We start from the raw sequence: 15,323 nt of genomic DNA, 5'->3' as shown, positions 1-15,323 counted from the left end.
TTGCCAGGCGCCTCGTGCGCCTGGCAAAGACCGACCCTCAGCCCAGTCGGCCCTCGGGCGCATAGGGCGCGGGATCGATGATCGGCGGCTCGCCGGTCAGCAGATCGCAGAACAGTTGGCAGGAGGCCGGCGCCAGTACCAGGCCGTTGCGGAAATGTCCGCAGTTGAGCCATAGCCCTTCGTGCTGCGGCACTGGCCCGATGTAGGGCACCCCCTCGGGCGAACCCGGCCGCAGCCCGGCCCAGTGCCCTACCACGCTTGCCTCGGCCAACGCCGGCAACAGATCGCTGGCCGAGGCCACCAGGCTCGCCAATGCATGGTGGGTGGGTTGCTTGTCGTAGCCGACATACTCCAGCGTACTGCCTACCAGGATGTGGCCGTCCTTGCGCGGAATGGCATAGCGCCCGTTGGCCAGCACCATGCTCGGCAAAAAATCCTCCTCGCACTTGAACAGGATCATCTGGCCCTTGACCGGTTGTACCGGCAGGTCGATGTCGAGGGTGCGCAGCAGGTCGCCACTCCAGGCGCCGGCACATAACACCACTTCGTCCGCCGGTAAGATGCCGTCTGCGGTCAGCACGCCGGTCACGCGCTCGCCTTCCCGAGCGAAGCCGCTGACGGGGCAATGTTCGCGCAGGGTTACGTTGGGCAGGGCCTGTAAGGCTGCCGTCAGGGCTTTCACCAGACGCGGATTGCGCACATTGGCCACATCGGCCATGTGTATGGCCTGGGCAAAGCCTGGGCCCAACGCGGGCACGGCCTTGTAGACCTTATCGATTGCCACCTCGGCCAGCGCCCGCTGCTGTTGCGCGGCCCAGGCCAGGGCCTCGTCCTGGTCGTCCAGGTCGAGCCAGTAAAGCCCCGTGGTATGCACCTGCGGGTCGATACCGGTGACCGCCAGCAGGCGCTCGGCCAATTGCGGATAGAAGTCTTGCGACCAATGCGCCAGCGCCGTCACGGCTGCGCTGTAGCGCCAGGGATAGAGCGGCGAGACGATGCCCCCGCCCGCCCATGAAGATTCACGACCCACCTCACCCTGGTCGCACACCGTCACCTGCTCAACCTTGGCCGCCAGATTCAACGCGGTCAGCAGGCCAATGACGCCGCCCCCGACAATCACTATTCGTTCGCTCATTCGCTCGATCCAAACTCCGAAATGGTCTGTGGTGCCCCTCGCACCCTTCAGCTTCCCCAACACGCCTGCCCGCTGTGCTCGCCACCTGGGTTGGCGCGCACCCCCGCGTGATCGAGCTGGAAATCGCCGCAGGCGTCGTTAGCCATTATGGCCTGCGGCCGTCGAGCGGCGAGCAGGGTGAAACCCGTAGCGTGACGTTGCGCACTCAACCGGTAGTAGGAGGTGCCAGCGGGTAACGCCACCTGCCGCGGTTCGGTGTCGACATACTGCCCGGTAATGGCGTAGTGGCGTTCCAGGCGTTGCGCCGCATCGTGCAGGAGCGCGACGACCTCGCTGCGGGCGGCGCTGTGCAGTGACGCTTGGTAGCTGGGATAGGCAATGGCCGCCAGCATGCCGGTCAGCGCCAGGACAATCAATAACTCGAGCAAGCTCAAACCGCGCTGCATGTCAGCCCTCCTGCGCGCGGTGGCGCCATAGGATGCGCTGGGGTGCATCGGGTTGGTTCGGGGAAACCGCGTACACGGCCTCGAGCACCTGCCGCGCGGTAGGCTGGGCGCTGACGGCGGTGATGCGGAACAAGCGCACCGGCTCGCCGGTTGGCATGTGCGCGGCACGCTCGGTCAGCCCCAGGTTCTGCACGCTGAAAAATCCATCACGCCCGCGCTGCCATTGCCCTTCGAGCGCGTAGGGTCGCGCCGGGGGCAGGCAAGCCGGACACTCGACGAGGACCCTGTCCAGCACAGCCGAGGCTTCGAGCAAGGTAGCCTCGGCCTGCTCGAACGCCTGCGCTCTGCTGAGCAGGTGCCCAGCCAGGCGCGTCTCCAGCAACGCGTCGCTCAGTGCCGAGGCGGCCAACATGCTCATGAGCACCGTCAGCACCAGACACACCAGCAGGACCACACCGCGCTGGTGCTTCATGGCGTTGCCAGTGGGTTGCGCAAGGCAACGCTGAGTGCGTAATGCTGGGTCAGCTGCCACTGCGGTTCGTACAGTTCCAGCTGCAGGTCGATACGCTGCTGGTCGACCTGGGTTACGCGCAGGTGCCGGACGTGATCGAGCAAGGGTTGCTTAGAGCGAGTGCGCACGAGCATGAGACGATCGTTTTCGAGTCGATACTCCAACTGCCTGATCGGCAACACCATGGCATCGGGGGCGGGGGCGAAGCGGCCGTCGCCTACCCGGGCCCACGTCAAGCAATCGGTGTGTAACGTCCAGTCTGCGGCGCCCGTGTGCCCCGGCAGCTCGGCGACGACCAGGCTCAAGCGCTCACCGTCTGCCACCATTGGTCGCGCAAAGGCCGCTGCGGCTGTGGTGCTGGCGAAATCCTCAGGGCCCAAGCGCAGGCAGCCGAAGGCGCCGGCCATGCGGATGTCCTGGGCGATACGCGTCAGTGCCAGCCGCGCATCGCCTTGTAGTTGCTGCGCGACGGCCTGCAAACGCCAGGTCTGGTAGGCGGCGATGAAGACCTGGCTAGCCCCTGCCAGCACCATCAGTCCAAGCGCCAGTGCGAGCAACGCCTCGATCAGACCGAAGCCCGTTTGGCGGACGCTCATCGCTCCACCCTTCCCTGCAGGCTGACGACGAGGGGATCGTCCTTCTGCACGCGCCCCCAGCGCACTTCTACCTGCACGCGCCCGGCATCACGACGCACGCTACCTTCGGCAGCTTCCCCCAGCGTTCGCTTGAGCTCGGCCTGCCATCTGCTCTGATCGATCGGGCCCACGCCCCTACCGGCACGCACACGCTCCAACCACCCCTGCGCCAGCCATGCGGCCTGGCTATGTCCGCGAGCCTGCTCACTGACCTGCAAGGCACGTAACTGCATGCCCGCCGCGCCCAACACACCGACCGCCAGCACCACCATGCTCAGCGTCACCTCGATCAACGTCAGCCCGCCCTCGCCTGCTCGCATCCTTGCTCCCCCTGCGACATTTCCTGCTGCAACCAAGCCTGTGGCCCGACTGACGCGACGTCAGCCGAGCGCGATGCTGAAGAAAAGCACGGGTTTGGAGGGCACGCACGGTGAAGCAACAAGGCGCAACACTGATTCAAATGATGTTGGCGCTGGCGCTGGTCGGCGTGCTGACGCAGCTTGCCGCACCGGCCTACACCGCGATCAGGCATGACCTACACCTGGCCAGCGCAGCACGGGAGCTGGCCCAGGCCCTGCGTTACGCGCGCAACCATGCCGCACTGTTGGGGCAATCGGTGCAGGTGACAGCGCTTGAAGGGGATTGGAGCAAAGGCTGGCAGATCGGGCTGGCAACACCACAGCAGGTGCTGCGTGAACGTCGCTTGACGGGAGGGTTGAGGATCGTCAGCAACGGCGGCACTCGAGTGACCTTCAGCGCACTGGGTGTGCCCTTGGGGCCTGGCGCTTCACTGTATGCCGCCACCTTGAGCGTATGTCAGCAGCGCCGGGCCATCAGGGCTCACCAAGTGGTGATCGCCTCCAGCGGCCGCGTCGACCTGCGCACCGAACCCCAAGCGGAACCACGGTGCGCAACAGGGTGAGCCTTACAACAGCGAGCGCACCCGCAACTCTTTGGGCATGGAGAACGTGACGTTCTCCTCGCGGCCGTCCAACTCTTCGGCAGGGCTCGCGCCCCAAGCCTTGAGCTGGTCGATCACGCCGCGCACCAGCACTTCGGGTGCCGAGGCGCCTGCCGTGATGCCGATATGGGCGACGCCGTCGAACCAGCCTCGCTGCAGGTCTTCAGCGCCATCGATCAGATAGGCCGGCGTACCCATGCGCTCGGCCAACTCGCGCAGGCGGTTGGAGTTCGAGCTGTTGGGGCTGCCCACCACTAGCACCACATCGCTCTCGTCGGCCAATTGCTTGACCGCGTCCTGGCGGTTCTGGGTGGCGTAGCAGATGTCGTCCTTGCGCGGCCCGCCGATCTGCGGGAAGCGCGTGCGCAGGGCGTCGATGACGCGGCTGGTGTCATCCATCGACAGCGTGGTCTGGGTGACGAAGGCCAGATGCTCGGGGTCGCGCACCTGCAAACGGGCGACGTCTTCCTCGTCTTCGACCAGGTAGATGGCGCCGCCATTGCTAGCGTCGTACTGGCCCATGGTGCCTTCGACTTCCGGATGACCGGCGTGGCCGATGAGAATGCACTCACGGCCATCGCGGCTGTACTTGGCCACCTCGATGTGCACCTTGGTCACCAGCGGGCAAGTGGCATCGAACACCTTCAGGCCACGCCCCTCGGCTTCCTGGCGCACGGCCTGGGAGACACCGTGGGCGCTGAAGATGACGATGACGTCGTTGGGCACCTGATCGAGCTCTTCGACGAAGATCGCGCCGCGGTTGCGCAGGTCTTCCACCACGAACTTGTTGTGCACCACTTCGTGGCGCACATAGATCGGCGGGCCAAAGACTTCCAGGGCGCGGTTGACGATCTCGATCGCCCGGTCGACCCCGGCGCAGAAGCCGCGGGGGTTGGCGAGTTTGATTTGCATGCGCGGCTCCAGGCTCAGAGCGCCGTGACCTCGAGGATTTCCACCTCGAAGGTCAGGCGCTTGCCGGCCAATGGGTGATTGAAGTCGATCGTGACCTGGTTGTCGTCGAAGGCTTTGACCACCCCCGGCAACTCGGCGTTGGCCGCGTCATTGAAGATCACCAGCAAGCCTTCGGACAGCTCCATGTCGTTGAACTGCGAGCGTGGCATGACCTGCACGTTCTGCGGGTTGGGCTGACCGAAGGCGTTTTCCGGCGCGATGCTCAGGGTGCGGCGGTCGCCGGCCTTGAAGCCGAACAACGCCGCTTCGAAGCCTGGCAAGAGGCTGCCGTCACCCACTTTGAACGTGGCCGGACCCTTGTCGAACGTACTGTCGACAGTGTCGCCATTCTCCAGATGCAGCGCGAAGTGCAGAGTCACTTCGGTGTTCTGGCCAATACGGGTGTCAGTCATGGACGGGCTCCTGAGGTTTCTTGCTCTTGAACATGTCCAGCGCCAGCATCACCGCACCCACGGTGATTGCGCAGTCGGCCAGGTTGAACACGGGGAAGCGCCAGACGTCCTGCCAGTGCACAAAAATGAAGTCGATCACATGGCCGTGCGCCATCCGGTCGTACAGGTTGCCCAGCGCACCGCCCAGCACCAGGGCCAAGGCAATGGCCAACCAGGTGTCGCTACGGCCAAGGCGCTTGAGCCAGACCACCAGCACGCCGCTGACCACCACGGCGATGGCTGCGAACAGCCAGCGCTGCCAGCCGGCGCTGTCGGACAGGAAGCTGAACGCCGCACCGGTGTTGTACGCCAACAGCCAGCTGAGCAGCCCAGGAATGACGCTGATCTCGCGGCCGTCGGCCAAGGCGCTGTCGAAGTAGACCTTGGTGGCCTGGTCAAGGACCACGACCACCACGGCCAGCCACAACCAGGCCAGGCGGCCGAACCGCCCAACGTCGGGGTTAGGCATAGTGGCGCACCTCACCGGAACCGCACAGGTTGTCGACGCAACGGCCGCAGATTTCCGGATGCTCAGGATGGCTGCCGACGTCGGCGCGGAAGTGCCAGCAACGGCCGCACTTGGTATAGCCGGACTTGACGACCGTCAGTTTCAAACCTTCGACATCGGTAGGCACGGCTTCGGCCGGTGCCTGCGCCAATGGCGCGACACTGGCCGCCGAGGTGATGAGCACGAAACGCAGTTCGTCGCCCAGCTTGTGCAGGTCGGCCGCGACCGCCTCTTCGGCGTACAGGGTGACTTCGGCCTGCAGGTTGCCGCCGATGACCTTGGCCGCACGCTGGTTCTCCAGCTCCTTGTTGACCGCAGCCTTGACCGCCATGACCCGATCCCAGTACGCACGGTCCAGCTCAAAGCCTTCCGGCAGTTCGGACAAGCCTTCGTACCAGGTGTTGAGCATCACCGATTCGTTACGCTCGCCCGGCAGGTACTGCCACAGCTCGTCGGCGGTGAACGCCAGGATCGGCGCGATCCAGCGCACCAGCGCTTCGCTGATGTGGTACAGCGCGGTCTGGCAGGAACGCCGTGCGACGCTGTTGGCACCGGTGGTGTACTGGCGGTCCTTGATGATGTCGAGGTAGAACCCGCCCAGCTCCTGCACGCAGAAGTTGTGCACCTTGGAGTAGACGTTCCAGAAACGGTACTCGCCGTAGTGCTCCTGCAGCTCGCGTTGCAGCAGCAGGGTGCGGTCGACGGCCCAGCGATCCAGCGCCAGCATCTCATCGGCAGGCAGCAGGTCGCGCGCCGGGTCGAAGCCGGTCAGGTTGGAGAGCAGGAAGCGTGCGGTGTTGCGGATACGCCGGTAGGCGTCGGCGCTGCGCTGCAGGATCTGGTCGGAGACGGCCATCTCGCCGGAATAGTCGGTGGCCGATACCCACAGGCGCATGATGTCCGCGCCCAGGGTGTCGTTGACCTTCTGCGGCTCGATGGTGTTGCCCAGCGACTTGGACATCTTGCGGCCGTTCTCGTCCACGGTGAAGCCGTGGGTCAGCAGCTCGCGGTACGGCGCGTGGCCGTCGATGGCGCAACCGGTCAGCAAGGAGGAGTGGAACCAGCCGCGGTGCTGGTCGGAACCTTCCAGGTACAGGTCGGCGCGCGGGCCGGTGGAGTGGCCGATGTCGTGCGAGCCACGCAGCACGTGCCAGTGGGTGGTGCCGGAGTCGAACCAGACGTCGAGGGTGTCGCTGATCTTGTCGTACTGGTCGGCTTCGCTGCCCAGCAGTTCGGCGGCGTCGAGCTTGAACCAGGCTTCGATGCCCTGCTGTTCGACGCGCTTGGCCACTTCCTCCATCAGCTCGACGGTGCGCGGGTGCAACTCGCCGGTCTGCTTGTCGAGGAAGAACGGAATCGGCACGCCCCAGTTGCGCTGGCGCGAGATGCACCAGTCGGGACGGGTGGCGATCATCGAATGCAGGCGCGCCTGGCCCCAGGCCGGAACGAACTTGGTGTCTTCGATGGCGGCCAGTGCGCGTTCACGCAGCGGTGCCCCGGTGTGTGGCTGCTTGTCCATGCCGACGAACCACTGCGCGGTGGCGCGGTAGATCAGCGGGCTCTTGTGGCGCCAGCAGTGCATGTAGCTGTGGGTGATGGTTTCGGTGTACAGCAGCGCACCCACCGCCTCCAGCTTCTCGACGATCGCAGGGTTCGCCTTCCAGATGAACTGGCCGCCGAAGAATTCCAACGAGGGCGCATATACGCCATTGCTCTGCACGGGGGTCAGAATCTCGTCGTTGACCATGCCATAGCGTTTGCAGGTCACGAAGTCGTCTTCGCCGTAGGCGGGCGCGGAGTGCACCACGCCAGTGCCAGCGCCCAGTTCGACGTAGTCGGCCAGGTACACCGGCGACAGACGGTCGTAGAACGGATGCTGGAAGTTGATCAGTTCCAGGGCCGAGCCGGAAGCGGTGGCCAGCACCGTACCTTCCAGGCTCCAGCGCTTGAGGCAAGCCTCTACCAACTCCTCGGCCAGCACCAGCAGACGCTCGCCGGTATCGACCAGCGCGTAGCTGAACTCCGGGTTCACGTTCAGCGCCTGGTTGGCGGGGATGGTCCAGGGTGTGGTGGTCCAGATCACGATGGCCGCAGGCTTGCTCAGGCTTGCCTGGCCGAAAGCGCTCGCCAGCTTGTCAGCGTCGGCGATCGGGAAGGCCACGTCGATGGTCTGCGACTTCTTGTCGGCATACTCGACTTCGGCTTCGGCCAACGCCGAACCGCAGTCGAAGCACCAGTTCACTGGCTTGAGGCCCTTGAATACGAAGCCCTGCTTGACCATCTCGGCCAGCGCACGGATCTCTCCGGCTTCGTTGGCGAAGTCCATGGTCTTGTAGGGGTTGTCCCAATCGCCCAACACGCCCAAACGGATGAACTCGCGCTTCTGCCCTTCGATCTGCTCGGCGGCATAGGCACGGCACAGTTCGCGGGTCTGGTCGGCGGACAGGTGTTTGCCGTGGGTGACCTCGACCTTGTGCTCGATCGGCAGGCCGTGGCAGTCCCAACCAGGCACGTACGGCGCATCGAAGCCCGACAGGGTCTTGGAGCGCACGATCATGTCCTTGAGAATCTTGTTCAGCGCGTGACCGATGTGAATCTTGCCGTTGGCGTAGGGCGGACCGTCGTGCAGGACGAACTTCGGACAATCCTTGCCAATTTCGCGCAGCTTCCCGTACAGGCCAATGCTGTCCCAGCGCTGCAGGATCTGCGGTTCGCGCTGAGGCAGGCCGGCCTTCATGGGGAAGGCGGTGTCCGGTAGGTTTAGCGTGGCTTTGTAGTCGGTCATTTCAGGCTCTTGGTTAGCGGTTGAGCGTGCCAGTGGGCACGTGCGGCGGCGATGTCCGCGTCGATCGCCGACTTGAGCGCCTCCAGGGAGGCGAAACGCTGCTCTTCGCGCAGCTTGTGGTGAAATTGCACGGCCAGGCGTTGGTCGTACAGGTCACCGGTGTAGTCCAGCAAATGAATCTCCAGATGCGGGCGGCCATCGCCGGCCACGCTGGGGCGCACGCCGATGTTGGCGATGCCGGGCCAGCGCTGACCGTCGATCTCGGCGCTGGTGAGGTACACGCCGGTCAAAGGCACGTGGCGACGCTTGAGCTGGATGTTGGCCGTGGGCGTACCGAGCTGGCGCGCCAGCTTCTGGCCATGCAGTACCCGCCCGCAGATCTGGTAAGGCCGCCCAAGCAAGTGCTCGGCCAAGGCGAAGTCGGCTTCGGCCAGGGCCTTGCGCACCTGGGTACTGCTGACGCGCATGCCGTCGTGCACCACCGTTTGCGCCGCCTCTACGGTGAAACCGTGGCGACGCCCGGCGTCTACCAGGTAAGCGAAGTCGCCGGCGCGGTCGCAGCCGAAACGAAAGTCGTCGCCCACTTCCAGATGCTTGATGCGCAAGCCGTCGACCATGATCGCATCGACGAAGGCGCTGGCGCTGAGATTGCTCAGGTGTTCGTTGAACGCCAGGCACAGCACTTGATCGACACCCTCGGCAGCGAGCAGCTCGATCTTGTCACGCAAACGCGACAGCCGAGCGGGCGCAGCATCGGGCGTGAAGTACTCGCGCGGCTGCGGCTCGAAGATCACGACACAGGTGTGCAGCCCAAGGGCCTGCCCGCGCTCGCGCAAGCGCGCCAGGAGCGCCTGGTGGCCGCGATGGACCCCGTCGAAATTGCCAATGGTGGCAACGCAGCCCCGGTGCTCAGGGCGCAGGTTGTGAAAGCCTCGGACCAGCTGCATAGCGCGCTTCTTGCTCATAAAGTGGTCGATTATAACCACACCCGGGCGCTGACGACAGGCAGCAGTGTCCGGCTGTGGCATTGGATAAGGGAAACCGATGCCCGGCGTGCCAGGCGCTTCAATGCAACGCCTTGCGCGCGAACTGCCGGGGGCGCAGACCACACAGGAACAGGCAGCCGAAGTAGGTCACCACACCTGCCGCGATCAGCGCCCCCAAGCGCAGGAACCGCGCCAGCATGTCGCCCTGGGCCCACGCGGGCATGTAATGCATGCCCGCCAGTAGTACCGCCGACATCAACAGCACCGCCACTATCAGTCGGCTTAGAAAACCCAGCCAGCCGGGTTGAGGCTGGAAAAGGTCGAGGCTGCGCAGCCGCCAGTACAGCAGGCCAGCGTTCAGGCATGCGCCAATGCTGATCGCCAAGGCCAGGCCAGCATGCTTGAACGGGCCGATCAGCGCCAGGTTCAGCAGTTGCGTGGACACGAGCGTGAAGATGGCGATCTTCACGGGCGTGCGGATGTTCTGCTGCGCATAGAAGCCAGGTGCCAGCACTTTCACCAGAATGATCGCCAACAGGCCCACCGAATAGGCCACCAGGGCGCGTTGGGTCATGGCTGCGTCGAAGGCGGTGAATTTACCGTACTGGAACAGGGTGACCGTCAACGGCTCGGCCAGAATCGCCAGGGCCAGGGTGCACGGCAATACCAGCAGGAAGCACAGGCGCAGGCCCCAGTCGAGGATCCGCGAGTACTCGTGGCGATCGCGATTGGCGTAGGTCTTGGCCAGGGTCGGCAGCAGGATGGTGCCCAGCGCCACACCCAATACACCGGAGGGCAACTCCATCAAACGGTCGGCGTAGTACATCCACGACACCGAGCCCGCGACCAAAAAGGAGGCGAAGATGGTGTTGATGATCAAGGAAATCTGGCTCACCGACACGCCGAGAATGGCCGGCAGCATCTGCTTGAGCACCCGCCATACCCCACTGTCGCGCAGGTTCAGGCGCGGCAGCACCAGCATGCCGATGCGCTTGAGGGCAGGCAGCTGGTACAGCAACTGCGCCAGCCCCCCCGCCAGTACACCCCAGCCCAAGGCCATGATGGGCGGATCGAAGTACGGCGTGAGGAACAGCGCGAAGACGATCATCGCAACGTTGAGCAGGGTCGGCGTGAAGGCCGGCACCGAGAAGCGGTTCCAAGTGTTGAGGATCGCGCCCACCAGCGAAGAGAGCGAGATCAGCAATATATAAGGAAAGGTCACCCGCAGCAGGTCGCTGGTCAGCTGGTATTTCTCGGCGCTGTCGACGAAGCCAGGCGCGGTGGCCCACACCACCCAGGGAGCTGCCAGGACACCGAGCACGGTCACCAGCGCCAATATCAAGGTCAGCAAGCCGCTGACATAGGCAACGAACGTACGCGTCGCCTCTTCGCCCTGTTGCGTCTTGTATTCGGCGAGGATCGGCACGAAGGCCTGGGAGAAGGCGCCTTCGGCGAAGATGCGCCGCAGCAGGTTGGGCAGCTTGAAGGCGATGAAGAAGGCATCGGTGGCGACGCCTGCGCCGAAAACGCGGGCCAGGATGGTGTCGCGCACGAACCCCAACACACGGGAAATCATGGTGATGGAGCTGACCGCAGCCAGGGATCTGAGCAAGTTCATGGAAAAGTTTACGCCAATGGACGAGGAGCGCTGCCAGTTGGCGCTCGAATGTGCGATACTCCCGCGCTCTTCGCAGGGGGAGCCAAATTTCCCGAGTTTACAGGTCGCGACGCAGAATGGAATCCACTCCGTTATGCGCTACGGCCACTCAGCGGAGCCCTGCATCTGGCCTTGACAACCGATGAACTCATCGGCATGATTCGCGGCCTTATTTGCTTGTCATTTATCCAAAAGTCTTTCGAGGAGCTCGACGGTGGCCAACTCACCTTCCGCCAAGAAACGTGCAAAACAGGCTGAGAAGCGTCGCAGCCACAACGCCAGCCTGCGTTCCATGGTCCGTACCTACATCAAAAACGTAGTTAAGGCCATCGACGCTAAAGATGCCGAAAAAGCACAATCGGCTTACACCCTGGCTGTGCCAGTTATCGACCGTATGGCCGATAAAGGCATCATCCACAAGAACAAAGCTGCTCGCCATAAAGGCCGTCTGAACGCGCACATCAAGGCGCTGAAAGAAGCTGCTGCTGCCTAAGCGAAGCACGTGTTCATAAAAAACCGACCCTAGGGTCGGTTTTTTGTTGTCTGTTATTTACCGCTGTCACCATGTGGCTCCCCCTCGACCGAGCAAGCGGTACGGTCGAGGGGAAGAGCTTATTTGGCTAGCGGGATCTTGGGGGCCCATTCCAACCACTGGTCTTCGGGCTTGTCGAACAATGCGAAGGTCTGTTTAGGCAGTGCCTGCGTCCCCATCTGCTCCCCTTCGGGCGTCGCGAAGGCGATACCGCCATCGATGAGGGTTTCCACCGACTCGGTGCGCAAGCTCACGCCCTTGATCAGCCCCCAGTCGATGCCGAAGCCGCTGCTGTTCCAGAATCGGCTACCGCCTCGTACCAGGGGTGCGTAACGGGGCTCGATCAGGATGTGGATGAGCACGCGGTTGGCGGTTTGTCCCAGCTCGTAACCGGTTACCTTGCCCACCGGGACTTCGCGATAGGTCACGGGCACACCCGGCTTTATCGAACCGCGACGCTCGGCACTCAACGTCAACGCCAGGCCATTCTCCGGCTCGGTCGCCTCAGGTGCCTGTGGCAGCGCGATGAAGTCGCGCTGAGGCGCGAGCATGCGCGGCGCCGGTTTGACCTCCAGGTATTGCCCACTGATCAACGTGTCCAGGTTCTCGGTGCGCACCAGCCCCAAAGCCGGCTTGACCACCCAGAACTGCGTACCGTTTCGGGCGATGCGCTCTGGCACTTCGGTGATGCGCGCGCGCAACAGGACCGCCTGCAAGTCGTCGGTAAGGTCGACGCTTTCGATATTGCCTACTTCCAGGCCGCGCAAACGGATGGGTGTGCCTGGCTTGAGGCCATCCCCCGTATTGACCCGGATGGTGATGAGCGTACCCGCACGGTTGGCGGCTTCTTCGCTCTCATGCAATCGGAAGCGTGGAATTCGCCGCTTCAACTTGACGTTGGCCTGCGGCGTATCGAAGGTGATGCCACCGGCCATCAAGGTTTGCAGGGATTCGCTTTGAATCTTGATACCCGAAAGCCCTCCAGTCAGGGTGATGCCGCTGGAATTCCAGAAGCGTGTCGAGCCGTTGACCAGGTTTTCGTATTCCTTCTCGATGTGCACGCCAATCAGGATGCGTTTGCTGTCGCGGGTGAACTGGTAGCTTTGCACGTTACCGACCTTGACCTGGCGGTACATGACCGGGCTGCCGACTTCGACCGAGCCGAGGCGATCGGCGAACAGCACCAAGTGCAGGCCAGGAGCCTTTAGGTCCAGTGGCGGCGCTTTGGCCCGCGCTTCGAACTCGCGGGATGGCGAAGCGCCCTTCTCACCTGGCCGGATGGCGATGTAGTTGCCTTTCACCAACGCCTCCAGACCGGTGATGCCCGCCAGGGAAATCGAGGGTTTGACCACCCAGAACTGCGTGCCGGAAACCAGGAAGTCTTCGGCCAAGGGGTCCATGGTGAGTTCGGCCGTGGCGCTGGACAAGTCTTCCTCGATCTTCAGCGCCTTCAACGAACCCACCTGAATGCCTTTGTACATCACTGGCGTGCGGCCGGCCTGCAAGCCTTCGAAGTCGGTCAGTTTGAGCTTGATGCGAATGCCGGCCTGGGCTGCATCGAAGTCTTCGTACAAGCGGAACGGCAAGTTCGGATCGGTCGGCGGGCTGTCCTTGCGGTGCTCGGGCGTCGCGAAGGCGATGCCGCCGGCCACGATGCTGGCCAGGGACTCGGTGCGTACTTTGACCCCCGAGAGGTCGGCATTGATGCTGACACCGCTGGCGTTCCAGAAGCGTGTGTGTTTTCGCACCAGATTGGCGTAGGCCGGCTGGATGAACACTTTGATCTCGACCAGGTCCTGGTCTTCGGAGAGGCGATAGCTCTTCACCCGACCGACCTTGATCTGTTTGTAGAACACCGGGCTGTCGCGATTCAGCGAGCCCAGGCGGTCGGCTTTGAGGGTCAGGTGCAAGCCTGGCTCGTTGTCCGATAAAGGCGGTGCTTCGGACAGTGCCGTAAAGCGTTTGGTGGGCTCGCCTTCACCGGGATCTATGGCGATGTAATTGCCCGAGACCAGGGTCTCCAGACCAGAAATACCGGCGATGGTCACACTGGGCTTGACCAGCCAGAAGCGAGTGCCGGTGGTGAGGTGCTCTTCTGCTGCGCGGTTCATCTCGATAGTAGCGATGACACCGGTGTTGCTGCCCTCTTCGTCCAGGATCAAGGATTTGACCTTACCCACCGACATGCCCTTGTACATGATCTCGGTCTTGTCGGCGACGATGCCTTCGCCCGTCTTGAAACGGACCTGAATCTCCACGCCCGCATCGCGGTAGGCCTGAAAGGCCAACCAGCCACCGATGATCAGCGCTATGAGCGGAAGTATCCAGATGGCCGACCAGTTGGAAGCAGGGCGGGTTTTAGCCGTAGGCAAGTCACTCATTGTCGTTATCCGACTCCGTGTTATCCCAGATCAGACGGGGATCGAAAGTTAACGCTGCAAACATGGTCAGGATGACCACCGTCGCGAAGGCGACGGCGCCTAGATTGGCTTCGACATTGGCGATACGGCCGAAATTCACCACTGCTACCAGAATGGCAATGACGAAGATGTCGAGCATCGACCAGCGCCCGATGAACTCGATGAAACGGTACATCCAGATTCTCTGCCGAGCCGATAGTGGCTGATGGCGTTGAACCGAATACAACAACAGCGCGATACCGATCAGCTTGAACGTCGGCACCAGAATGCTCGCCACGAACACCACACCGGCGATGGGCAGCATACCGTTCTGCATCAACGCAATGACGCCGGACATGATCGTATCAGGCGTCCCTCGCCCCAGGCTGCTGACTGTCATGATCGGCAGTACGTTAGCGGGTATGTAGAGAATCATCGCGGTGATCAGCAGCGCCCAGGTGCGAGCGATGCTATTGGGGCGCCTTACGTGCACCGCTGCCCCGCACCGGGTACAAGGCTGGGATTCGGCCTCTGGCTGCAGGCGGTTCAGCTGATGGCACTCGTTGCATACCACCAGGCCCGCATCAATCGCCCGCATGCACATCCTCCCCGGACAACGCGCTCCAGATCTGGTGCTCGGACATCACCACCTCCAACCAGACCTGCACCAGTAACAACGCTACGAAACACACCAGACCCAAGCCTATGGTGAGCTGCGCCATATCGACTAATTTGACGATCGCCACGAGCACACCCATCAGGTACACCTCGAGCATTCCCCAGTCACGCACATGGTGGTAGACCCTGTAGATGAACAGGCCATAGCTGCGTCCAGTGTCGAAACGGATGCTCAGCAGCACGATCAGCTGACACAGCAGTTTGAGTAACGGGATGGCCATGCTGCACAGGAAGACGACCATGGCGATACCACGCATATCGGACTCGTACAGGCCCACCACACCATTCCACACTGTGTCGTAGGAACTCTGGCCCAGGAGATGCAAGCGCATGATGGGCAGAAAATTCGCCGGGATGAACAAGACCAGCGCAGTGAGGACCAGCGCCAGGCTGCGATTCACCACATTGTGCCGATGCGCATAGAGCTCGTAACCGCAACGAGGGCATTGCGCTTTCTCATTTTGCTGCAGCTTGGGTTTGCGCATCAGCAGATCGCACTCGTGGCAGGCGATCAGCTCATCCAGGGGCAATGCTTGCAGCGAGTGGGGAGCGACGGTGTCGGGCATGGGCGGCTTCTGCGCAGTAGAACGGGCCTATTGTAGTGTTCAGAACACATGCAGAGGGAAAAGACTCCCCACTGACAGCTACTCACTATCACGCAGAAAGGACAAAACCCCTACCTGCGTG

General features: G+C 63.0%; 16 protein-coding genes. 2 read left to right on the top strand and 14 right to left on the bottom strand.

The window, feature by feature from the left end:
* Positions 1 to 37 precede the first annotated feature (37 nt).
* Genes thiO through pilV form a run of 5 tightly spaced genes read right to left on the bottom strand, consistent with a single transcriptional unit; the run spans position 38 to position 3,047 of the window.
* On the bottom strand, positions 38 to 1,135 hold the full coding sequence (thiO, locus tag B4M43_RS00080) for a glycine oxidase ThiO (RefSeq protein ID WP_296262952.1): 1,098 nt from the start codon (positions 1,133 to 1,135) through the stop codon (positions 38 to 40).
* 47 nt (positions 1,136 to 1,182) lie between these two features.
* A complete protein-coding gene (locus B4M43_RS00075) occupies positions 1,183 to 1,581 on the bottom strand; it encodes a type IV pilin protein (protein WP_296262950.1) in 399 nt (132 codons plus the stop codon).
* Between the two features lies 1 nt (position 1,582).
* Complete coding sequence (locus tag B4M43_RS00070) at positions 1,583 to 2,053, bottom strand: hypothetical protein (RefSeq protein ID WP_296262948.1); 471 nt, start codon at positions 2,051 to 2,053, stop codon at positions 1,583 to 1,585.
* A complete protein-coding gene (locus B4M43_RS00065) occupies positions 2,050 to 2,688 on the bottom strand; it encodes a PilW family protein (RefSeq protein WP_296262946.1) in 639 nt (212 codons plus the stop codon). Before B4M43_RS00065 ends, B4M43_RS00070 begins: the two co-directional genes overlap by 4 nt.
* Positions 2,685 to 3,047 (bottom strand): type IV pilus modification protein PilV, encoded by a 363-nt coding sequence (pilV, locus tag B4M43_RS00060; RefSeq protein ID WP_296262944.1) that lies wholly within the window; start codon positions 3,045 to 3,047, stop codon positions 2,685 to 2,687. Before pilV ends, B4M43_RS00065 begins: the two co-directional genes overlap by 4 nt.
* 110 nt (positions 3,048 to 3,157) lie before the next feature.
* On the opposite strand from pilV, the gene B4M43_RS00055 reads away from it, so the two are divergent.
* On the top strand, positions 3,158 to 3,649 hold the full coding sequence (locus B4M43_RS00055; protein WP_296262942.1) for a GspH/FimT family pseudopilin: 492 nt from the start codon (positions 3,158 to 3,160) through the stop codon (positions 3,647 to 3,649).
* 3 nt (positions 3,650 to 3,652) lie between these two features.
* Here the strand turns inward: B4M43_RS00055 and ispH are convergent, their stop codons facing one another.
* The 6 genes from ispH to murJ all read right to left on the bottom strand — a co-directional run bounded on the left by ispH (position 3,653) and on the right by murJ (position 10,988).
* Entirely contained in the window at positions 3,653 to 4,600 is a 948-nt protein-coding gene (gene ispH, locus B4M43_RS00050; RefSeq protein ID WP_296262941.1) for a 4-hydroxy-3-methylbut-2-enyl diphosphate reductase, read from the bottom strand.
* Between the two features lie 14 nt (positions 4,601 to 4,614).
* Positions 4,615 to 5,052, bottom strand: a complete 438-nt coding sequence (fkpB, locus tag B4M43_RS00045) for an FKBP-type peptidyl-prolyl cis-trans isomerase (protein WP_296262939.1) — start codon at positions 5,050 to 5,052, stop codon at positions 4,615 to 4,617.
* On the bottom strand, positions 5,045 to 5,560 hold the full coding sequence (lspA, locus tag B4M43_RS00040; RefSeq protein WP_296262938.1) for a signal peptidase II: 516 nt from the start codon (positions 5,558 to 5,560) through the stop codon (positions 5,045 to 5,047). Before lspA ends, fkpB begins: the two co-directional genes overlap by 8 nt.
* Positions 5,553 to 8,384 carry an isoleucine--tRNA ligase gene (ileS, locus tag B4M43_RS00035; protein ID WP_296262936.1) on the bottom strand — a complete coding sequence of 944 codons (2,832 nt, stop codon included), beginning with the start codon at positions 8,382 to 8,384 and terminating at the stop codon, positions 5,553 to 5,555. The genes lspA and ileS overlap by 8 nt, the downstream gene beginning before the upstream one ends.
* Entirely contained in the window at positions 8,381 to 9,331 is a 951-nt protein-coding gene (gene ribF, locus B4M43_RS00030; protein ID WP_296263596.1) for a bifunctional riboflavin kinase/FAD synthetase, read from the bottom strand. The genes ileS and ribF overlap by 4 nt, the downstream gene beginning before the upstream one ends.
* A 118-nt stretch (positions 9,332 to 9,449) precedes the next feature.
* Positions 9,450 to 10,988: a murein biosynthesis integral membrane protein MurJ gene (murJ, locus tag B4M43_RS00025; protein WP_296262934.1), complete on the bottom strand. Its 1,539-nt coding sequence runs from the start codon at positions 10,986 to 10,988 to the stop codon at positions 9,450 to 9,452.
* A gap of 253 nt (positions 10,989 to 11,241) precedes the next feature.
* On the opposite strand from murJ, the gene rpsT reads away from it, so the two are divergent.
* Entirely contained in the window at positions 11,242 to 11,520 is a 279-nt protein-coding gene (gene rpsT / locus B4M43_RS00020) for a 30S ribosomal protein S20 (RefSeq protein ID WP_028695915.1), read from the top strand.
* A 119-nt stretch (positions 11,521 to 11,639) separates the two neighbouring features.
* Here the strand turns inward: rpsT and B4M43_RS00015 are convergent, their stop codons facing one another.
* Genes B4M43_RS00015 through B4M43_RS00005 form a run of 3 tightly spaced genes read right to left on the bottom strand, consistent with a single transcriptional unit; the run spans position 11,640 to position 15,202 of the window.
* Entirely contained in the window at positions 11,640 to 13,940 is a 2,301-nt protein-coding gene (locus B4M43_RS00015) for a PqiB family protein (RefSeq protein WP_296262930.1), read from the bottom strand.
* Positions 13,933 to 14,556, bottom strand: a complete 624-nt coding sequence (locus tag B4M43_RS00010) for a paraquat-inducible protein A (RefSeq protein ID WP_296262928.1) — start codon at positions 14,554 to 14,556, stop codon at positions 13,933 to 13,935. Before B4M43_RS00010 ends, B4M43_RS00015 begins: the two co-directional genes overlap by 8 nt.
* On the bottom strand, positions 14,543 to 15,202 hold the full coding sequence (locus tag B4M43_RS00005; protein WP_296262925.1) for a paraquat-inducible protein A: 660 nt from the start codon (positions 15,200 to 15,202) through the stop codon (positions 14,543 to 14,545). Before B4M43_RS00005 ends, B4M43_RS00010 begins: the two co-directional genes overlap by 14 nt.
* Positions 15,203 to 15,323: the final 121 nt, after the last annotated feature.

The sequence above is a fragment of the Pseudomonas sp. UBA6562 genome (genome assembly GCF_002434265.1).
Taxonomy (GTDB): domain Bacteria; phylum Pseudomonadota; class Gammaproteobacteria; order Pseudomonadales; family Pseudomonadaceae; genus Aquipseudomonas.
The sequence above is the reverse complement of the archived record's forward strand: the minus strand, read 5'-3'. Positions and strand labels throughout refer to the sequence as shown.